16 protein-coding genes are annotated in these 18,890 nt (G+C 45.2%); 8 read left to right on the top strand and 8 right to left on the bottom strand.

Going from position 1 to position 18,890, the window contains the following annotated elements; genetic code table 11:
• Positions 1 to 41: 41 nt before the first annotated feature.
• Positions 42 to 1,823: a glycoside hydrolase family 15 protein gene (locus tag ABDW33_RS14080; protein WP_343690703.1), complete on the bottom strand. Its 1,782-nt coding sequence runs from the start codon at positions 1,821 to 1,823 to the stop codon at positions 42 to 44.
• Positions 1,824 to 2,071: 248 nt separating this feature from the next.
• On the opposite strand from ABDW33_RS14080, the gene ABDW33_RS14075 reads away from it, so the two are divergent.
• The 3 genes from ABDW33_RS14075 (at position 2,072) to ABDW33_RS14065 (ending at position 6,038) form a co-directional block, all read left to right on the top strand.
• Positions 2,072 to 4,519: an AsmA family protein gene (locus ABDW33_RS14075; protein WP_343690702.1), complete on the top strand. Its 2,448-nt coding sequence runs from the start codon at positions 2,072 to 2,074 to the stop codon at positions 4,517 to 4,519.
• A 69-nt stretch (positions 4,520 to 4,588) separates the two neighbouring features.
• Positions 4,589 to 5,023, top strand: a complete 435-nt coding sequence (locus ABDW33_RS14070; RefSeq protein WP_343690701.1) for a hypothetical protein — start codon at positions 4,589 to 4,591, stop codon at positions 5,021 to 5,023.
• A 121-nt stretch (positions 5,024 to 5,144) separates the two neighbouring features.
• Positions 5,145 to 6,038 carry a YihY/virulence factor BrkB family protein gene (locus tag ABDW33_RS14065; protein WP_343690700.1) on the top strand — a complete coding sequence of 298 codons (894 nt, stop codon included), beginning with the start codon at positions 5,145 to 5,147 and terminating at the stop codon, positions 6,036 to 6,038.
• Positions 6,039 to 6,183: 145 nt separating this feature from the next.
• On the opposite strand, the gene ABDW33_RS14060 is transcribed toward ABDW33_RS14065, so the two are convergent.
• Positions 6,184 to 6,429 (bottom strand): hypothetical protein, encoded by a 246-nt coding sequence (locus tag ABDW33_RS14060; protein ID WP_343690699.1) that lies wholly within the window; start codon positions 6,427 to 6,429, stop codon positions 6,184 to 6,186.
• A gap of 409 nt (positions 6,430 to 6,838) precedes the next feature.
• On the opposite strand from ABDW33_RS14060, the gene ABDW33_RS14055 reads away from it, so the two are divergent.
• Together ABDW33_RS14055 and ABDW33_RS14050 are read left to right on the top strand one after the other, a co-directional pair.
• Positions 6,839 to 9,025, top strand: a complete 2,187-nt coding sequence (locus ABDW33_RS14055; protein ID WP_343690698.1) for a S9 family peptidase — start codon at positions 6,839 to 6,841, stop codon at positions 9,023 to 9,025.
• A gap of 49 nt (positions 9,026 to 9,074) precedes the next feature.
• Positions 9,075 to 9,476 carry a hypothetical protein gene (locus ABDW33_RS14050; protein ID WP_343690697.1) on the top strand — a complete coding sequence of 134 codons (402 nt, stop codon included), beginning with the start codon at positions 9,075 to 9,077 and terminating at the stop codon, positions 9,474 to 9,476.
• Positions 9,477 to 9,555: 79 nt separating this feature from the next.
• On the opposite strand, the gene ABDW33_RS14045 is transcribed toward ABDW33_RS14050, so the two are convergent.
• From ABDW33_RS14045 to ABDW33_RS14035, 3 genes are all read right to left on the bottom strand, one after another.
• The gene (locus ABDW33_RS14045) at positions 9,556 to 10,200 is read right to left on the bottom strand and encodes a VIT1/CCC1 transporter family protein (protein ID WP_343690696.1); all 645 of its coding nucleotides are present in this window, start codon (positions 10,198 to 10,200) and stop codon (positions 9,556 to 9,558) included.
• Positions 10,201 to 10,292: 92 nt separating this feature from the next.
• Entirely contained in the window at positions 10,293 to 11,525 is a 1,233-nt protein-coding gene (gene rocD / locus ABDW33_RS14040; RefSeq protein ID WP_343690695.1) for an ornithine--oxo-acid transaminase, read from the bottom strand.
• A 110-nt stretch (positions 11,526 to 11,635) separates the two neighbouring features.
• Positions 11,636 to 11,893, bottom strand: a complete 258-nt coding sequence (locus tag ABDW33_RS14035) for an acyl-CoA-binding protein (protein WP_343690694.1) — start codon at positions 11,891 to 11,893, stop codon at positions 11,636 to 11,638.
• 133 nt (positions 11,894 to 12,026) lie between these two features.
• On the opposite strand from ABDW33_RS14035, the gene lepA reads away from it, so the two are divergent.
• Positions 12,027 to 13,817: a translation elongation factor 4 gene (gene lepA, locus ABDW33_RS14030; RefSeq protein ID WP_343690693.1), complete on the top strand. Its 1,791-nt coding sequence runs from the start codon at positions 12,027 to 12,029 to the stop codon at positions 13,815 to 13,817.
• Positions 13,818 to 14,166: 349 nt separating this feature from the next.
• On the opposite strand, the gene ABDW33_RS14025 is transcribed toward lepA, so the two are convergent.
• Together ABDW33_RS14025 and manA are read right to left on the bottom strand one after the other, a co-directional pair.
• Positions 14,167 to 14,760 (bottom strand): DUF6580 family putative transport protein, encoded by a 594-nt coding sequence (locus ABDW33_RS14025; protein ID WP_343690692.1) that lies wholly within the window; start codon positions 14,758 to 14,760, stop codon positions 14,167 to 14,169.
• A gap of 117 nt (positions 14,761 to 14,877) precedes the next feature.
• Positions 14,878 to 16,095 carry a mannose-6-phosphate isomerase, class I gene (manA, locus tag ABDW33_RS14020; protein WP_343690691.1) on the bottom strand — a complete coding sequence of 406 codons (1,218 nt, stop codon included), beginning with the start codon at positions 16,093 to 16,095 and terminating at the stop codon, positions 14,878 to 14,880.
• A gap of 85 nt (positions 16,096 to 16,180) precedes the next feature.
• On the opposite strand from manA, the gene ABDW33_RS14015 reads away from it, so the two are divergent.
• Positions 16,181 to 16,537, top strand: coding sequence for a YraN family protein (locus ABDW33_RS14015; protein WP_343690690.1), 357 nt, complete (start codon positions 16,181 to 16,183; stop codon positions 16,535 to 16,537).
• 147 nt (positions 16,538 to 16,684) lie between these two features.
• On the opposite strand, the gene purB is transcribed toward ABDW33_RS14015, so the two are convergent.
• Positions 16,685 to 18,022: an adenylosuccinate lyase gene (purB, locus tag ABDW33_RS14010; RefSeq protein ID WP_343690689.1), complete on the bottom strand. Its 1,338-nt coding sequence runs from the start codon at positions 18,020 to 18,022 to the stop codon at positions 16,685 to 16,687.
• Between the two features lie 94 nt (positions 18,023 to 18,116).
• Here purB and ABDW33_RS14005 point away from each other — a divergent pair, with 94 nt between their 5' ends.
• Positions 18,117 to 18,854, top strand: a complete 738-nt coding sequence (locus ABDW33_RS14005) for a menaquinone biosynthesis protein (RefSeq protein ID WP_343690688.1) — start codon at positions 18,117 to 18,119, stop codon at positions 18,852 to 18,854.
• Positions 18,855 to 18,890 lie beyond the last annotated feature (36 nt).

Here is an 18,890-nt window from a genome sequence, read left to right as displayed (position 1 = left end):
TCTCTGTAGCCTTCTTTGTTTATTGTAAACCTTTATTCAAATTACTTGAAAATCGGGGTATCCAGTTTCATGGCTATCCTGTAAGCAGCATTCATCAACCCCACGTGGCTATAAGCCTGCGGGAAGTTACCCCACTGACTACCATTTGTTTCATCCACATCCTCACTGAATAACAGCAGGTGATTGGAATACTGCATTAATTTTTCGAATTCTTTCACCGCGTCATCGACCCTTCCAACACAGGCCAATGCTTCCACATACCAGAAGGCACATACCAGGAAGGTGGTTTTAGGTTTTCCGAAATCATCTGAATGCAGATAACGATAGAATAAACCATTCGGCGTTTTCAATTCTTTTTCCAATGCTGTGAGGTGGTCCTTTGCCCTGTCAGAAGCGGGATCCAGGTAGTTCATCATAATGAGTTGCAAGGTACTTGCGTCCAGGTGCAGACTACCGGTAGCATTGGTATACACTTTACGAATAGGATCGTAACAGCTTTCAATATGTGCTGCTGCCCTGTTCTTCAGTGCTACTGCCTGTGCCGCCAGGTTATTACTACCAATGATGCGTGCCATTTTCTCTGCAGCAGAGCAACCTGCCCACTGAAACAGATTGCTGTAACAATGGATGTTTGCGAAGTTGCGGAACTCCCAGATGCCTGCATCTTTTTCGTCAATGGTACGTTCAATCTTTTTAAGCAGGTATTCGATCCACCAGGCAGAGTCTTTTCTTTCTGAGAACACAAAGCGGTGGTCGGTATACAAAGGCAGCATAGAGATGAGTACCTGTCCGTAGATGTCGTTCTGTATATGTTCATACGCCTGGTTTCCGATCCTCACGGGCTGATTGCCCTGGTAACCGTCCAGGTGGGGAAGTATTTGCTCAACCAGGTTTTTCTTGCCGGTGATGCCATAAAGTGGCTGGTATCTGTAATCACCGGAAAAGGAAATATCTGCTACGTAGCTAAAATATTTCTCCATTTCTTCGAAGTGGCCGATATGGTTGAGGGCGGTAATAACATAATAGGTATCCCTGAGCCAGCAGTAGCGATAGTCCCAGTTACGCCCGCTGCCAGGAGATTCTGGCAGACTGGTAGTACTGGCAGCGATAATAGCGCCTGTATCTTCGTATTGGTGGATCTTCAGGGCCAGCGCAGAACGTATCACGGCCGGCTGATAGAAGTTGGCGATATTGGAATGTTTGATCCAGGTACGCCAGTATACAGTCGTTTCACGAAGGAAACGTTCAGCAGTACTATTGAGGGGTGCTTCCAGCGGCTGACCATAGGAGAGGAGAAGGTATTTTTCTTCGTTCACGACGAAGAATTCCTCTTCAAAGAGGTAGCTCACGGGAATATTGGTTGTAAGGCGGATATGTTCATCGCATCCGAGAAATTCGATGTGGTTACTGCCTCTCTGTGCTTTCAGTTTGCGCCCGCCATAGTCGCAAACAGGCTCACATTTTACCCTGACCCGTGGATTCCCCTCCAGTGGAGTGATCTTTCGGATCAGCATCAGCGGTTTGAAATACCTTTCGTATTGATAAAAACGGGGGGCAAAGTCTGTGATCCTGTATTTACCGTTTGCACTGGTAATTTCAGTGACCAGGATATTGGTGTTTTCAAGATAATACTGTCGGCTATTATATTCTCCTTCAGGCAGGATTGAAAATTCTCCTCCCTTTTTCTTGTCAAGCATGCCTCCGAACACGAAGGTACTATCCATCTGAGGCCAGCAAAGCCAGTCGATATTGGTGTTGATGTTCACGTGCGCCAGGAAGGCGCAGTTCCCGATCAGACCTGTTTGATAGGTGTGTTTTTCCATAACTATTATTCCTTTTCCGGCGTGATATTAAATTATTCAATACATCTTTCTGGACTGATTGTTCAATGTTTACACAAAAGCTGTTCCACAATTGAGGAATTGGGGAATTTGATGGCGGGCAAAAATACCTGGCAGCGGATATTATCATTGATAAACGTGCGGCAGGCGCGACTTCCCGCTTATTACGGCCCATGCAGATCCTGTAAGAGCAGTCCGTTTGGCATTTTTTTTCGTATATTATGTTGTATATGCGCAAATGGCTTCGTATAACCATCATTGTTTTCAGTGGCCTCATAGGTCTGTTGCTATTGCTTTGGCTAGGGCTTGCCTTTTATATTCACACCCATAAGGCGTCCATTCTCAAGCAGATCAGCGACCAGCTGAATGACCGCCTGCACGGGGGAGAGCTGTCTATTGGAGAACTGGAACCGTCATTGGTGCAAAGCTTTCCGGATGTATCAGTTTCGCTTAAGAATGTGAGTGTGAAAGATAGTCTCTGGAAGCTGCATCATCACGAACTGGTAAAGGTATCGAAGCTATTTGTACAGGTGAACACCCTCGCCCTGTTGAAAAAACAACTTGACATCAAGCAGATTAGTCTTCAGAATGGAACGATTTATCTGTATACAGATACAACAGGTTATACCAATGCCAGCGTATTAAAGAAAAAGGATGAGCAGGTAAACAGCACTAAGGGGAGTAATACAAATACCGATATTACCCGTCTGAACCTGGAGAACGTAAGGTTTGTGATGGACAATCAGCTGAAGGGAAAGTCCTTTGATTTTGATGTATCGCGTCTCCGGGGAAGCCTGCTTACCAATGATTCAGGCTGGACGGCAAAAATTGACATGAATCTGAAAGTAAACTCCTTTGCTTTCAATACTGACAGAGGAAGCTTCTTAAAAGATAAAGACCTTTCTACAGACCTTGAATTACACTTTAACACAAAGAAGAGGGTCCTGGATATTCCTCAACAGATCCTTCGTATCGACAATAAACAGGACCTTTCTGTAGGAGCAAATTTCTCATTTGCAGAAGATAAGGCATTTACAATACATATCATTGCGCAGGATGCTTCCCTGGCGCATGTGTCTACCATGCTTACACCCAATATCAGGGAGAAGCTGGATAGCATCCATATGGAAAAACCGTTAGATGCAGAATGCGTTATTAAAGGAGGACTGGCAGACAAAGGAACACCGCTGCTGAAAGTAATCTGGAAGACCCGGAATAATAATGTTACAACCAAAGGGCTGGAGCTAACGGAATGCAGCTTTGGAGGTAGTTATAGTAATGATTGGATACCGGGGAACGGGCATGGAGATGATAATTCCATTATTAGCTTATATGATCTGGACACCCGTTGTTTTACCATCCCGGTAAAGGCAGATACAGTGCATATTTCCAATTTACAACATCCGGCGCTGACAGGTAATTTCAGGGCTGATTTTCCATTAACAGACCTGAATGCAGATGGCGTATTTAACTTTACGGGCGGCACTGCAAAAGCAAACCTTTTTTACAAAGGAGGCATTACTGCGGGGGATACCATCAAGCCGTATCTGAAAGGAACTGTAGAAGTATTACACGGGGTGCTGGCGTACACACCCCGTAATTTGCAGTTTACAGATTGCAACGCAAAACTGGACTTTACCGGGCAGGACCTTTACCTGGAAAACATCAGTGTACAAACAGCCAGGAGTAAGCTGTTCATGGAAGGAAGTGTGTTGAATATTACAAATCTCTTTTTCACGGCTCCTGAAAAGTTGCAGTTGATGTGGAAGGTCCATAGTCCGATATTGGACCTCAATGAATTCAGAAGTTTCCTTGGGCAGCGGGGCAAAGTGGTGCAGACTAAGGCGGCGGCGCAAAAGAAAATGACCCGCATTACCAGTCAGCTGGATTTGATGTTGAGTACCTGTAATGTGAATTTAAATGTATCGCTGGATAAGCTGATCTACCAGCGTTTCATGGCTCAACAGGTAAAAGCGGATCTTTCGCTGACACAAACTTCCATTCGGCTGAACCAGATAGCCCTTTCCCATGCCGGAGGCAGTATGCAGTTGAGTGGAGACATTCTTCAGAGTGGGAATAACAACCGTTTCAGGATCAACACAGGTATTAACAATGTGCATGTGGACCAACTGTTCTATGCATTCAATGATTTTGGTATGCAGACTTTGACCTCTAAAAACCTGCGGGGCATCTTATCAGCAAAAGCCAATATTTCCGGGAACATTTATGACAATGGGAAAGTCGCACCTAAATCGCTGTATGGCACGGTGGGCTTTGAACTGAAGCAGGGGGCGCTGATACATGTATCTCAACTTGAGGACATTGGCAATATCGCATTCAGGAAGCGGGATATGGGTAATATTACTTTTGAAAATGTCAGGAATAACCTCACTATACAGGGAGACAAAGTTACCGTACCACCCATGCAAATTAACAGTAGTGTGCTCTACATGGACGTTTCAGGTGTGTATGGTATGACTTCTGGTACGGATCTTTACATTGACGTACCTTTGCGCAATCCAAAGCGGGATGAAGATATCGATGATAAAGAAATGAAAAAGAAACGCAGGACGAGGGGAATTGTTTTACACCTGCATGCTACGGACGACGGAAATGGCAAAGTGAAGATAAAATTGGGCAGTAAGAAGAAACAAGAGGGGCAGGATGTAACAAATTAGCCATAGCCGGCGTTTGAGAAAATGGAAAATAAACTATTTTTGCGGCCTTACAATTTATTACAAGTACTCATGAGGAAACTACTGCCCATCGCTATGCTGGCTATGATCGTGGCCTGTAAGAAAAGTGAGGATACCAGAACATCGATCAATTATACAGGCAAATGGTTCATCTCACAGACAATTGCTAAGCAGTATTATACGAACCTCAACGGAGATACTGTTTTTTACAGGAGGGACACGAGTAACTATGGGGATAGTGCAGCATACCTGGATATTCAGCTGACAGGCTACACAACCGGGAAAGCACTCTTGTCGATGGGGAATTACCAGGATTCACTGCGTTATGAGTATGTGACGAAGGAGTATTTCAAGTTGGATAGTACGTTATGTGTGGTGAATGTGCATAGCGATTCAACCTTTATATTTAATACATTGTCATATGATGGTGATGTGATACCGGACAGGGTGTTAGTAACGCAGGATTATTTTATTATGCATAGGTAGTGCTCCGATGATTATCATGCATGAGATGAAGACCAGATTTTTACACGCGCAAATAAATCAATGGCGGGTAGGTATAAAAGGCATGATTTTTTAGGCTTTTAACCTGACCATACAGTTCCAGATGTCAAGAGACTTTTTCAGCACATTCCGGACGGCATTCCGGACTTTACAAAGTAATGACCCATTGAGGCTGGCAGGCGCTACGGCGTTTTTTGCCAGTTTTGCATTGCCTCCTATCTTATTAATTCTTTTGCAGGTTATGGGCCTGTTATTTGACCGTAAACATCTTGGTAAGCAACTCTTTCAGCGTCTGGGCGAACTGGTAGGTACGGATAGTGCCGAGCAGGTGATTGTAACCCTGCGGGGTTTCCGCAACCTGGGTAAGACCTGGCCGGTAGCTACTTTGTTGTTTATATTCCTTTTATTTGTGGCTACCACTTTGTTGAAAGTGATCCGGAGTTCCCTGAACCAGTTATGGCAAATCCGACTGCCTGAGCGGGAGGGCTTTATATCATCCCTGTTGGGAAGATTGCGCTCCCTGATTGTGATCGGGGCGGCAGGTTTACTCTTTCTTGCCAGTGTATTTACAGAAAGTGCACATGCCTTTCTGGGTACCTATATCCATGACCTCTTTCCAAATGCAGACCTGATCTTTAATGAACTATTTGCACAACTGGTTTCGTTGTGCATAGTCACCGCCTGGTTCACGGTATTGTTCCGTTACCTGCCTGATGCCAGGCCTGACTGGAAAGTGGCTTTTTCTGGTGCATTCCTTACAGGAATACTTTTCAGTATCGGGAAGTTTGTACTGAGACGTTTACTATACGGCGGAAACATAGGTATATTATACGGTGCATCTGCTTCGGCTGTATTGTTGATGCTGTTCATTTTTTATAGTTCTATTATCTTCTATTACGGGGCAGCGTTTACAAAGGCGTGGAGTGAATTTAAACAACGACCTATGCAGCCTTTGCGGCATGCTACGTTTTACGAACTGGCAGATGTAGAAGCATAAAAATGAAAGCAGCCAAGGGCTAAGCTTCATGTAGTTTCGTATAAATAACTCACCCTGATTATCCGGTCAGGTGCATATTTTTGATGATAAAAGGAATGATCTCATTGTGCCTTTTCGGTAAGGAAGCCTTGCCGAAGGCTACATCCTAAGCTTCTCCTCTCAATACCATTTCAATATGTTCCTTCACAGGATTGCTGAATCCTTCTACTTCAATTTTTGGATGTTGATCGAGATTGATCAAGATTCTGCCATTTTCATTCACCAATGTATCAGACAGTGGCTCCAGCAATGCATGCATCTGCCTTACGCCCATTTGCGCCAGCTGGTTCATGACAGCATCTTCCAGTTGATGGAATTCGCGATTCTTGTAAGAATAGATAACCTGGATCATAGTTTTAGATTTTCAAAGGATGATAAAATATAAATAACTTTCTCTCTCTTAAATGCTGGTTACTACTATTCCCGTTTACAAAGAATAGTAAAAAGTTTTCATTGGATAAATTGTCTTATATGTCCCCATGAACCGGCAAAAATCAAACCAGTTGATTGCCTCTGTAAATATATAAATTTTATTAATAACTAGTTGTGTTTCATTTTTATAAAACTTTTCCACAATTTGTTTTCCACAACCAAAGATATTCATTGTAGATAGGAGATAGGGGGTGGTTTTTCGCCATAAAAAAAGTGGTTTTTATTTTTGGGAGACTTATGAAGAAAATGTTCGCCTTTTCAGGTGCTCTGGTATGGGCGGCATCCAAATAAAACTGAATTACGTTATCTTGCCGCCTCAAACTTAGCAGATGCGCAAAATTCGTTACACAAATCTATTCCTGGTGCTGGCTTGTCTCACAGCTACCACAGCTATAGCGCAGCCCGGGCAATCGACCAAATGGAGCCGTGACGGGCAATATATTTATGAGCCATCTACCAGTTCTATCGTTGCGGTAAAACTCTCGGATGGTTCCCAATCAGAAAAGATCCCTGCCAGGTTATTAACCCAGGGCGGCTACCCAATCAGGATCCGTGATTTCGATTTCTCTGCTGATGAAAAGAAACTCCTTGTTTATACCAACGCAAAACGTGTGTGGCGTTACGACACCCGCGGTGATTACTATGTATTGGATCTGGGCAACAATAACAGTCTGAAGAAGATTGGAGCAGGTCTGCCCGAGTCTTCACTGATGTTTGCCAAGCTTTCTCCCGATGCAAAGCAGGTGGCTTATGTCAGTGACCATAATCTTTATGTGGAAGATCTGGCGACTGGCAAGCGCAAGGCCCTTACGACTGATGGCACCCGTCGTCATATTAACGGTACTTTTGACTGGGCCTACGAAGAAGAATTCGGCTGCCGGGATGGTTTCCGCTGGAGCCCCGATGGTAAATCCATTGCTTACTGGCAGATCGATGCTACAAAGATCCGGGACTTCCTGATGATCGATAATACAGATTCCATTTATTCATTTACTATTCCGGTCGAATATCCAAAGGCAGGAGAAAGTCCTTCTGCGTGCCGTGTGGGTGTTGTTGATATTGCTACCGCGAAGACTACCTGGATGCAGATTCCCGGCGATGCACAGCAGCACTACATCCCTCGTATGGAATGGGTGCCTGGTAAGAATGAACTCATCCTGCAACAGCTGAACCGCAAGCAGAATGAAAGTATTCTCTTCCTGGCAAATGCGATCACCGGCAAGGCTACTTCTTTTTATAAAGAAACTGATTCCGCCTGGATCGATGTGAAATCCCGCTGGGATGACCGTGATATCAGTGGCTGGGACTGGCTTTCCAATGGTCAGTCGTTTGTATGGGTGAGTGAAAAGGATGGCTGGCGTCACCTGTATAATGTCGATCTGAATGGTAAGGAACAGCTGCTCACTCCCGGTAACTATGACGTAATTAACCTGTTGAAAGTAGATGAGGCACACAAAGTGGCTTATATCCTGGCTTCTCCTGACGATGCTACCCAGCAGTATCTGTATAAAGTGTCCCTGAGTGGTAAAGGTGCCCCCGAAAGGCTCTCTCCGGCATCAGAAAGCGGTACGCATACCTATGAAATTTCACCTGATGCGCAATATGCATTGCATGGTTTCTCTAATCATTATTTCCGCAATCAGCAGGAAGTGGTAAAACTGGCAACTCATAAAAGCGGTGAAGGAGAGGAAATTAATAAAACACTGATGACTTCCCGCTTTGCCAACAACCAGGAGTTCTTCAATGTTACTACTGCAGATGGCGTGACGATGACAGGCTGGATGACCAGGCCTAACAACTTTGACTCTACAAAGAAATACCCTGTAGTATTCTATGTATATGGTGAACCGGCTGGTGGAACCACGCTGGACCAATATGGCGCAGGTTACAACCACCTGTACAACGGAGATATGGCTGCCGATGGTTACATTTATATCTCAATGGATAACAGGGGGACGCCACTACCTAAAGGCAGAACATGGCGGAAGTCAATCTATCGGAAGGTGGGTATCCTAAATGCCCGTGATCAGGCCATGGGCGCGAAAGAACTATTCAGAGAACATAGTTACATGGATACTTCCCGTGTCGCCGTTTGGGGTTGGAGCGGTGGTGGGTCTATGACCCTGAACCTGCTGTTCCAGTATCCGGAGATTTATAAGACGGGTATAGCTATCGCAGCAGTCGGCAATCAGCTGACTTATGACAATATTTACCAGGAGCGTTATATGGGATTACCACAGGAGAACAGGGAGGATTTTGTGAAGGGATCGCCCATTACCTACGCGAAAAATCTGCGTGGAAACCTGTTGTATGTGCATGGTACAGGCGATGACAATGTACATTACCAGAATGCGGAAATGTTACTGAATGAATTGATTAAAAATAATAAGGTCTTCCAGTTCATGGCCTATCCTAATCGTACACACGGTATTAGCGAAGGAGAGGGAACGAGAAGGCACTTAGCTAATTTGTATACTACTTATTTGAAGGAGCATTGTGCGCCAGGTGCGAGGTAATTTATTTATTGGAAAGAATGCTGTGCAATTGGCACAGGTAATTTAATATATGTCAAAGAATAGAATTTTTGGACTGATTGCAGTCGCGGTCGTGATTGTCTGTGCATTCCTGCCATGGATCACTATTGAAAGTAAACACCTGGTTTTCACAGGCTTACAAACCAATGGCTCTTATTTCGGTGAGCCGGGAAAAGTGAATGTATTCTTTGCTGCCGTCGTGGGTATCCTTTTTTTGCTGAAGGGGAAAATGCCGGCAAGGATCAATCTTTTCCTCGCTGCCTTCCTGGCGGCATGGACATTCAGAAACCTGTTATTATTTAGCAGATGTGAGATGGGAGAGTGCCCGGACAGGCATATCGCATTATTTCTGTCATTGGTAGCGGCGTTGGGCGCGTTTGTTTGTGTGGCGCTGACAAATAATGGAAAGCCGGCAGAGAAGAAGGAAAACTAGAAAAGCAATTGGGTGAGCAATTTCATTAAAGGCATTTAAAATTTAATGGCCATTACTGAAAATGCTCACCCAAATATTTTTAGCGGAAGATCATCGCCATGATCCAGGCACCAAAATAGACAGCACCCGTATACCCGATATTGCGAAGGATCACTGGTAACGCCGGTTGGCTGGTCATCTTAGACTTGATAAAACTGAACAGAATCATCAACACAAAGCAGAGAGTCACACTATTTTGCGCCGCCCGATAGAAATTCTCATTTTTCAGATAAGGCAGCAGGGGCAGCATGCCTCCCACCAGAAAGAATATCCCTGTAATCGTTGCACTCAACAACGCTCGTCCCAGATTGAAATGTGTTACTTCCACCTGTTCCTCCTGTAAGGTATTTTCCCAGTCATTTGCATCTTTTTCCATTTCGCTGGCAATGTCTGCAATGATGTGATGTCCTATTTCCAGGTCTTCCAGTTTCCTGCGTTCTTCCGGCGTAAGGGTACCGATATCATGTTGGGTATCGCCTTTGTTAGCATAATAAGCGGTGATCATCACCAGCACGCTACCAACGAGCCATATCAGCGTATTGATGGTATAGAAACGCTGTACAGTAATATCCAGATCGTGTGACAGGAATGTAGTGAATAAAAGCAAAAGCAGGCCTTCGGGAAAGCCAATGATGAAATCCGTTTTCCAGCCACTGCTTCGAATCGTTTTAATTTTTTCAGACATGTAGTTATACGGGATTGGAGGTTAGTCATTTCTGATCATACCATGCCATATGAGCATTTTATAAGATATGCCTTCAAGTAACATGCCTGACTTTATAAGATCTCCAGACTACGGCCTATTATTTCCACACTTTCTTTTATTTGTGGGGCCGTGATGAGTAACGGTGGTGCAAAGCGGATTTTGTCCCCGTGAGTTGGTTTTGCCAGCAATCCATTTTCTTTCAGGGCGAGGCACAGATCCCAGGCAGCTTCCGGATCCTGATGTTTGATCACGATCGCATTGAGGAGCCCCTTGCCCCTGATTGTGCCAATATGTGGAGAGGCTAATGCGGTCAGTTCCTGTCGTAACAAATCTCCCATGGCAGCTGCATTGTCTGCCATCTTCTCTGTTTTCAGTACTGTCAGGGCTGCAATGGCTACTTTACAGGCCAATGGATTCCCACCATAGGTACTACCATGTTCCCCCGGTTTGATCGTCAGCATAATCTCATCATCTGCCAGTACTGCCGCTACGGGCAGCAAGCCCCCGGAAAGGGCTTTGCCGAGAATAAGGATATCCGGATGCACCCCTTCATGGTCGCAGGCCAGCATTTTGCCGGTACGGGCAAGGCCGGTTTGAATTTCATCAGCGATGAAGAGTACCTGTGCATCTTCGCAATATTGACGCGCTTTGGAGAGGTACCCTTCGTCGGGTACTACTACACCCGCTTCTCCCTGGATAGGTTCCAGTAAGAAACCTGCTACATTCTTATCCTGCAGTGCTTTTTCCAGTGCGGGCAGGTTATTATAGGGAATCACTTCATAACCAGGCATGAAGGGACCGAAGTCAGTACGGGAGCTCGGATCTGTGCTGAAAGAGATCACGTTCAGGGTGCGGCCGTGGAAATTGTTAGCACATACAATGATCTTAGCTTTGTTTTCAGGGATGCCTTTTACAACATATCCCCAGCGGCGGGCCAGTTTGATGGCTGTTTCGACAGCTTCCACACCTGTGTTCATAGGGAGAACCTTGTCATAGCCGAAGTAGTTGGTGATAAATACTGCGTATTCGCCCAGCAGGTCGTTGTGGAAGGCTCGGGAGGTCAGGGTCAGCTTCTGCGCCTGATCAATGAGTGCCTGTACCAGTACCGGATGGCAGTGACCCTGGTTCACAGCGGAGTAGCCGGAAAGGAAATCGAAATATCTTTTACCATCTACGTCGTAGAGAAATACACCTTCACCGCGATCCAGGACAACAGGAAGGGGATGGTAATTATGTGCGCCGTATTGTTCTTCGAGATCCAGGTAATGCCGGGTCTTTTCACTTATCTTGAATGATTGTAACATACACTACAAAAGTAAGGAATAGCGCTGAAGGGCGCTAAAAAATCCCTCCTGCCAAAGACAGAGGGGATTTTTATAACCGGACCATTGCCGGGAGCTAGTTATAATGGTAATTATCCTTTTAGTTTTGTCACTAACTGAATGTATTCTTCCATGGCAGCATCGGCAGATTTGCCTTTCAGCGCTTCCCATGCCTGGTATTTAGCCTTTGCTACAAAGTCAAACGGGTTGGCAGGTGGCTCAGCCGTATTATCACCCTCGGTTGCCTGTTTATATAAGGAGTATAATTGTAATAATACCTCATTAGAGGGCTTTTCAGACAATGTTTTGCTGTTGGCAACGGCCGCTTCGAACTGTGATTTGAGGTCCATTTCTATAAGTTTGTATTAAATATAGCCAAATTAGTATGAAATACCCGGCCCCGACACATTCAGGAATAACAAAATTTAAATACCTTTGCGGCTTGACGCGGGGCGGAAGAAACGTCTTGTTTTATAAGCATATATGAAGAATATCAGGAATTTTTGCATCATTGCGCACATTGACCACGGTAAAAGTACATTGGCCGACAGGCTATTAGAGCATACCAAGACCATTTCCGAAAGGGATATGCAGGCGCAGGTCCTGGATGATATGGATCTCGAAAGAGAAAAGGGTATTACCATTAAGAGCCATGCCATCCAGATGAACTATACGTCCAATGGACAGCAATATGTATTTAACCTCATTGATACCCCCGGTCACGTGGACTTCTCATATGAAGTTTCCCGCGCACTGGCCGCTTGTGAAGGCGCTTTGTTGCTCGTAGACGCTGCCCAGGGTATTCAGGCACAGACCATTTCTAACCTGTACCTGGCACTGGAAAATGACCTGGAGATCATCCCGGTTATCAATAAGATCGATATGGAAGGGGCAATGATCCCCGAAGTGAAAGACCAGATCATCGAACTGATCGGTTGTAAGGAAGAAGACATTCTCCTGGCATCCGGTAAGACGGGTATCGGTATCGAAGAGATCCTGCAGGCTATTGTAGCACGTATTCCGGCGCCGAAAGGAGAGCCAGATGCTCCGCTGCAGGCACTGATCTTCGATAGCGTGTTCAACTCCTTCCGTGGTATCATTGCTTATTATAGAATTTATAACGGCACTATCAAGAAAGGCGAGAAGATCCGTTTCGTAAATACCGGCCAGGAATACTTTGCCGATGAGGTAGGTGTGCTGAAGCTGGGCCTTTCGCCTCAGAAGGAAGTTAAAACCGGGGATGTAGGTTACATTATTACTGGTATCAAGAATGCAAAGGAAGTAAAGGTAGGGGATACTATCACCTCCATGGCCAATCCTTCACTGGAAGCTATCAAAGGCTTCGAGGAAGTAAAGCCAATGGTATTTGCCGGTATTTTCCCGGTAAACACGGAGGATTTCGAGGAACTGCGTGATTGTATGGAGAAACTCCAGCTGAACGATGCTTCCCTGACCTTCGAACTGGAAACATCCCAGGCACTGGGCTTTGGCTTCCGATGCGGATTCCTGGGTATGCTGCACATGGAGATTATCCAGGAAAGGCTGGAAAGAGAGTTTAACCAAACGGTGATCACTACCGTACCGAACGTAAGCTTCATTGCCCATACGACCAGGAACGAGGTGATCCAGGTAAACAACCCTGCCGAAATGCCTGAACCGAGCCGTATTGAAAGGATTGAAGAGCCTTTCATTCGTGCCCAGATCATTACTAAGCCAGATTATATTGGTAATATCATGACCCTTTGCCTGGGTAAAAGAGGTATGCTCATCAATCAGAGTTATCTCACGCCTACCCGTGTGGAGCTGATCTTCGAAATGCCGCTGACAGAAATCGTGTTTGACTTTTATGATAAACTGAAGAGCCAGACCCGTGGTTATGCATCATTTGACTATTCTCCGATTGGAATGAGAGATTCCGATATCGCGAAGATGGATATCCTGTTGAATGGTGATAAGGTGGATGCATTGAGTGCGTTGATTCACCGTAGCCGTGCACAGGACTTTGGTCGTAAGCTGTGTGAAAAACTGAGAGAATTGCTGCCACGTCAGCAGTTCATGATCGCCATTCAGGCGGCAATTGGTGCGAAGATCCTGGCGCGTGAGACGATTAGTGCCATGCGTAAGGATGTGACAGCGAAGTGTTACGGTGGTGATATCTCCCGTAAGCGTAAACTGCTGGAGAAACAGAAAGAAGGTAAAAAGAGAATGAGACAGATCGGAAACGTGGAAGTACCACAGGAAGCCTTCCTTGCGGTACTGAAGCTGGATGATTAGTGTCGGGTTGCTTTAAAATTGGGTATAAAAAGTTAGTAGGCTGTGTTGTTGCAACACAGCCTATTTAATTTAAGGCGATAAAAGGGGACTCCTTTTACACAACTTTTATTAAAGGCAATTACTTCTTCAGCAGGAAGGAAACTTGTTTGATCAAGTACCCTGAATAATTCCAGGTCAAAAGAAAGGTGCCGTATCTGTAAGCCACCTTCTACACAACTCTTATAACTAAGACAATTGCTTCCTCTGCTGGAAGGAAGCCTGTTTGATCAAGTTCCCTGAATAACTCCAAAACAAAAAAAAGGCGGCCGTATCCATACTATACGGCCGCCTTTTTTAATAACTTTTATAACTAAGCCAATTGCTTCTTAGGCTGGAAGGAAATCTGTTTGATCAATGCATGCGCCCCAAAGAGCACTGCACTAAAGAATACGTTCCCGAGAATACCATTCAGGGCAAAGCTGCTGAACAGGTCGCCTTCTTTATAGAAAGGAATACCCGCCGCATAGCAGGAAACCAAACCACTAAAGGTATGAGGATACAGATTCGTTGTGAGGAAGGTACCGAAATTCGTCACCAGGAAGAACAAAACACCTGTACCGACACTGGCGATGAGAACCGTAAGTGCGTCAGCTTTTTTGATGCGGGTAGCGATCCGGGCAGTTAACAGGAAGGCGCCGTATACAAAAAACAGCTGGCCAATGTATGCACCATAGAAGGTCTGTACATTGGTAAATAACTGGAGGAAGAGATCACTTATGAAAAGGGTGAGGATTGGTAACAGGTAAGCCACACGTTTGTTGCGGATCATCATACCACCAAATAGCGCAGCAGCGCCGATGGCGTTAAAGTTCCATAACTGGAGGTTGTTTGTGATGACACGGCTGATAATAGCCAGGAAGATCAGTGCAGCGATCATTAAATTTTCACGGGTATCCTTCTTCATTTGATCAGTTTATTTGTACAAAGATACTGATTCAGGGGAAAAAATCGCTTCTACCAAAGGTGGAAGCGATTTTTTCACGCTTCAGCCCGGCCTGTGGCCTGCTAAAATTAATTATTACTATGCGGGTACCCCAGCTTTGTAAATAACCACACCATCCTTAGAGGCGATCTGGTAAGTGGTATTGTACAACGCTACGACAGACTGACCTTTCGTCACAGGCAGGTTTACACCGCCTTCACCTGTAAAGGTAGCGCTACCTTGCAATACCAGCAGGATCTCAGTAGAAGTGCTGGTATGCTCATATTGTTGTCCCGCTTTCAGCTCGATACGGCTTACAACGAAGTCCGGCGCCGGGGAAGCATAGATACTCTCCAGGCCACCCTTTACGGTATCCCCTTTCAGGATCTTTGGGTGTACTGCTTCGAAACGGGTATGCTTTAGTAATTCCGGTACATCAATATGTTTAGGGGTAAGGCCACCACGCAGCACATTATCAGAGTTGGCCATCAGTTCCACATTCTGGCCTTCCAGGTAAGCATGTGGGATACCTGCATCCTGGAACACTGCATCGCCTTCATGCACCTCCATTATATTAAAGAAGTAGATAGAGAAAATACCTCTATCCAACCTGTCAAGACCCTGAGGATCGTTAGCAATCGCACGACCTGTCCAGAAAGCCGGGTCAGACTTATGCAGGGCACCGGCCTGGTAAGCAGGTAACACCCTTTCTGCCAGTGGGCGGAGGAAGCTGTTCACTTCTTCCTGTGGCAGTTCCATTACCGCTTTGTACAACCCATAGTAACCTTCTTTTTCAAAGATGGGGGCCAGCGTAGCAAATTCCGGAACGGTTGTCAGCACTTTTTTCAGTTTATCTTCAGGCAGGAAGCCATGGAGCAGCCAGAATTCGCTGAGGGCTACCATGATCTCCGGTTTGTGATTGGCATCTTTATAATTACGGTGCGATGCATTTAAGGGGATGCCTGCTTCGTTTTCGCGGGCAAAGCCTTTTTCAGCTTCTACTTTTGTAGGGTGCACCTGGATAGACAACATGTCTTTTACGTCGAGGATCTTGAACAGGAAAGGCAGTTCTCCGAAACGGTCCCATACTTTCTGGCCAAGAACCGCAGTGGGATTGGCTTTGATCAGTTGGTCGAGGTATGTAGGCTGACCATCTGTATCAATTTTCGAAGGTGCACTTTGGTGTGCGCCCATCCAGTATTCTGCACTGGGGTTGTTTGATTCGGGAATACCCAGGAGTGCGGGGATATAGTGATATCCGCCCCATGCATAATTTTGAACCTTACCTTCCAGTCTGAATAGTTTCTTCTCACTCATACGTTATGCGTTATAATTGTTTATTTTCAATAACAGTGAACCTTAAAAATTTCCCCAAAGGAAGTTAAAAAATATTCAATATCCAATGTTATCCCACCTTGATTTAGGTAAAATGGGCGAGGAAATTGCCCGATCGCATTTTTTAGCACAGGATTATTTCATTTTGTGTGCCAATTGGAAGTTCGGACGGAGAGAGGTTGACTTAATTGTGGAGAAAAATGGGTGCGTGGTTTTTGTGGAAGTAAAGACTTTGTCCAGCGATGTATGGGGCTTTCCCGAGAAGAATGTGACGCAGGGAAAGATCAGGCATATACGTGCGGTCGCAAATGGGTATATGAATAGTATGAAGGTGCTGCCGAAAAGGATCCGTTTTGATATAGTGGCGATCACTTTCAGGCAGGATGGTAGCCACGAGCTGGTACATTTTGAAGATTGTTTTTAAAAAAAAAGACCTCGATTCTCTTTCACCTGGGGTAAAAAGGAAATCGAGGTCGGAATGACTAAAGATACATATCCCCTTGCAGCCGCATAGTCCAACAGCAACGTGTTTACGGTTGTTTAGACCTATACTGCCGCGGGTGTAATAAGACTACCAGATACCGGTATAATTATGTGGTGTGATTGCCTTTAATTCTTTCTTCAGCCCCGCACTAATCTTCAATCCATCAATGAACTTATGCATTGTCTTCTGTGTGATCTGGTCACCTCCACGTGTCAGTGCCTTCAGTGCCTCATAAGGTTGCGGGTAATTTTCCCTGCGCAGTACTGTCTGAATCGCCTCTGCTACTACAGCCCAGTTGTTTTCCAGGTCGTCATGCAGTTTGGCTTCGTTCAGGATCAGCTTATCCATACCCTTAGCCAGCGATTTCAGCGCCAGGATAGAATGACTGAAAGGCACCCCTACATTTCTCAATACAGTGGAGTCAGTCAGGTCACGCTGCAAACGGGAAATAGGCAGTTTGGCACTCAGGTGCTCAAACAGTGCATTCGCCAGCCCCAGGTTGCCTTCCGCATTTTCAAAATCGATCGGATTCACCTTATGTGGCATTGCAGAAGAACCTACTTCATTTGCCTTGATCTTCTGTTTGAAATAATCCATGGAGATATACTGCCAGATATCACGGCTGAAATCTATCAGGATCGTATTGATACGTTTTAAAGTATCGAATTGCGCGGCTATGTTGTCATAATGCTCTATCTGGGTGGTATATTTCATACGCTGCAGGCCCAGGGTGTTGTTCACGAACTTGTCACCGAACTTCTCCCAGTTGATCTTCGGGAAAGCAACATGGTGTGCGTTGAAGTTGCCGGTCGCACCGCCAAATTTTGCCGCAAAAGGTATATCGCCCAGCAGCTTTACCTGGCCTTCCAGTCTTTCTGCGAATACCAGGATTTCCTTGCCCAGGATGGTAGGAGAAGCTGGTTGCCCATGGGTACGTGCCAGCATGGGGATTTTGATCCATTGTTTACCAAACTTTTTCAGTCCCAGTATCAGGTTGGCAATTGACGGCATGTATACATGCTCGATGGCTTCTTTCCAGAATAGTGGGGTCGCGGTATTATTAACGTCCTGAGAAGTCAGCCCGAAGTGAACCCACTCCAGTTTGTCTTCCAGCCCTAAGGTCTTCAGTTCGTTTTTAACGAAGTATTCAACAGCTTTTACATCATGATTCGTCACTTTCTCCGTGTCCTTGATCAGCTGGGCATTTTCTACCGTAAATTCCTGATAGATTTTACGCAGGGCCGGTACCTGGCTTTTGGAGAGGGTGAAAAGCTTCTGCTCGGAAAGGGCAATGAAGTATTCAATCTCTACCAGGACCCGGTAACGGATCAGTGCAAATTCAGAAAAATAAGGGGCCAGTTCTTCCAGTTGTTTGCGATAACGCCCATCCAGCGGGGAAATGGCGGTCAATGATTGTAATTGCATACTAAAAATTTATTGTTTAGTAACGGGTGGTTTTCACCCCTTACAGAATACATATAGCTAAAATGTGCTAATTTAGCCGGCAAAATTACTGAAATTGGAACGGAAAGTAAAAGTAGCGGCAGTAAGTTATTTGAATACCAAGCCATTATTATTTGGATTTAGGAATCATCCGGTGATGAACATGATGGAGCTGAGCGTGGATTATCCGGCTAAGATAGGCCAGCAGCTGATAGATGGGATCGTTGACGTAGCACTTGTGCCGGTGGCAGTGATACCGAAGATGAAAGAATACCACATTATTTCAGATTATTGTATTGGAGCTGAAGGACCTGTTGCGTCGGTTTGCCTGTTCTCAGATGTCCCTTTACACGACATTAAGCGGATTTATCTGGACTATCAGAGCCGGTCTTCTGTAGCGTTGTTGAAATTGCTGGTGAAGAATTACTGGAAGCTGGACGTGGAGTTTATTCCTACTACAGGTGATTATGAAGGGAATATCAAAGGAACGGACGCTGGATTAGTGATTGGAGACAGGGCATTTTTACAACGAAAGGTGTCTCCCTATATTTATGACCTGGCGGAACATTGGATCAGGTATACAAGTTTGCCGATGGTGTTTGCAGCGTGGATCAGTAATAAACCATTGCCCATCGACTTCATCCAGCAGTTTAATAATGCGAATGGGATAGGGGTGCATAATATTCCGGCGGTTGTGGCAGAGAATCCTTATGAAGCGTATGACCTGACCACTTATTATATTAAGAACCTGAGTTACCCACTCACTCCTTCGAAAAAGCAAGGGCTGAATAAGTTCCTGGCATACCTGCAATAGATAGGTTTTTACACTCAAACTACAAATCGATACCTG

Origin of the sequence: Chitinophaga sp. (assembly GCF_039596155.1) — a bacterium.
Lineage (GTDB): Bacteria > Bacteroidota > Bacteroidia > Chitinophagales > Chitinophagaceae > Chitinophaga.
The sequence above is the reverse complement of the archived record's forward strand: the minus strand, read 5'-3'. Positions and strand labels throughout refer to the sequence as shown.

Excerpts from the sequence above, each read along its gene's own strand:
- ABDW33_RS14075 (WP_343690702.1), top strand. The coding sequence starts at position 2,072 with ATGCGCAAATGGCTTCGTATAACCATCATTGTTTTCAGTGGCCTCATA.
- ABDW33_RS14070 (WP_343690701.1), top strand. The coding sequence starts at position 4,589 with ATGAGGAAACTACTGCCCATCGCTATGCTGGCTATGATCGTGGCCTGT.
- lepA (WP_343690693.1), top strand. The coding sequence starts at position 12,027 with ATGAAGAATATCAGGAATTTTTGCATCATTGCGCACATTGACCACGGT.
- ABDW33_RS14060 (WP_343690699.1), bottom strand. The coding sequence starts at position 6,429 with ATGATCCAGGTTATCTATTCTTACAAGAATCGCGAATTCCATCAACTG.
- manA (WP_343690691.1), bottom strand. The coding sequence starts at position 16,095 with ATGAGTGAGAAGAAACTATTCAGACTGGAAGGTAAGGTTCAAAATTAT.
- ABDW33_RS14035 (WP_343690694.1), bottom strand. The coding sequence starts at position 11,893 with ATGGACCTCAAATCACAGTTCGAAGCGGCCGTTGCCAACAGCAAAACA.
- ABDW33_RS14065 (WP_343690700.1), top strand. The coding sequence starts at position 5,145 with ATGTCAAGAGACTTTTTCAGCACATTCCGGACGGCATTCCGGACTTTA.
- ABDW33_RS14055 (WP_343690698.1), top strand. The coding sequence starts at position 6,839 with ATGCGCAAAATTCGTTACACAAATCTATTCCTGGTGCTGGCTTGTCTC.
- rocD (WP_343690695.1), bottom strand. The coding sequence starts at position 11,525 with ATGTTACAATCATTCAAGATAAGTGAAAAGACCCGGCATTACCTGGAT.
- ABDW33_RS14080 (WP_343690703.1), bottom strand. The coding sequence starts at position 1,823 with ATGGAAAAACACACCTATCAAACAGGTCTGATCGGGAACTGCGCCTTC.
- ABDW33_RS14045 (WP_343690696.1), bottom strand. The coding sequence starts at position 10,200 with ATGTCTGAAAAAATTAAAACGATTCGAAGCAGTGGCTGGAAAACGGAT.
- ABDW33_RS14050 (WP_343690697.1), top strand. The coding sequence starts at position 9,075 with ATGTCAAAGAATAGAATTTTTGGACTGATTGCAGTCGCGGTCGTGATT.
- ABDW33_RS14025 (WP_343690692.1), bottom strand. The coding sequence starts at position 14,760 with ATGAAGAAGGATACCCGTGAAAATTTAATGATCGCTGCACTGATCTTC.
- ABDW33_RS14015 (WP_343690690.1), top strand. The coding sequence starts at position 16,181 with ATGTTATCCCACCTTGATTTAGGTAAAATGGGCGAGGAAATTGCCCGA.
- purB (WP_343690689.1), bottom strand. The coding sequence starts at position 18,022 with ATGCAATTACAATCATTGACCGCCATTTCCCCGCTGGATGGGCGTTAT.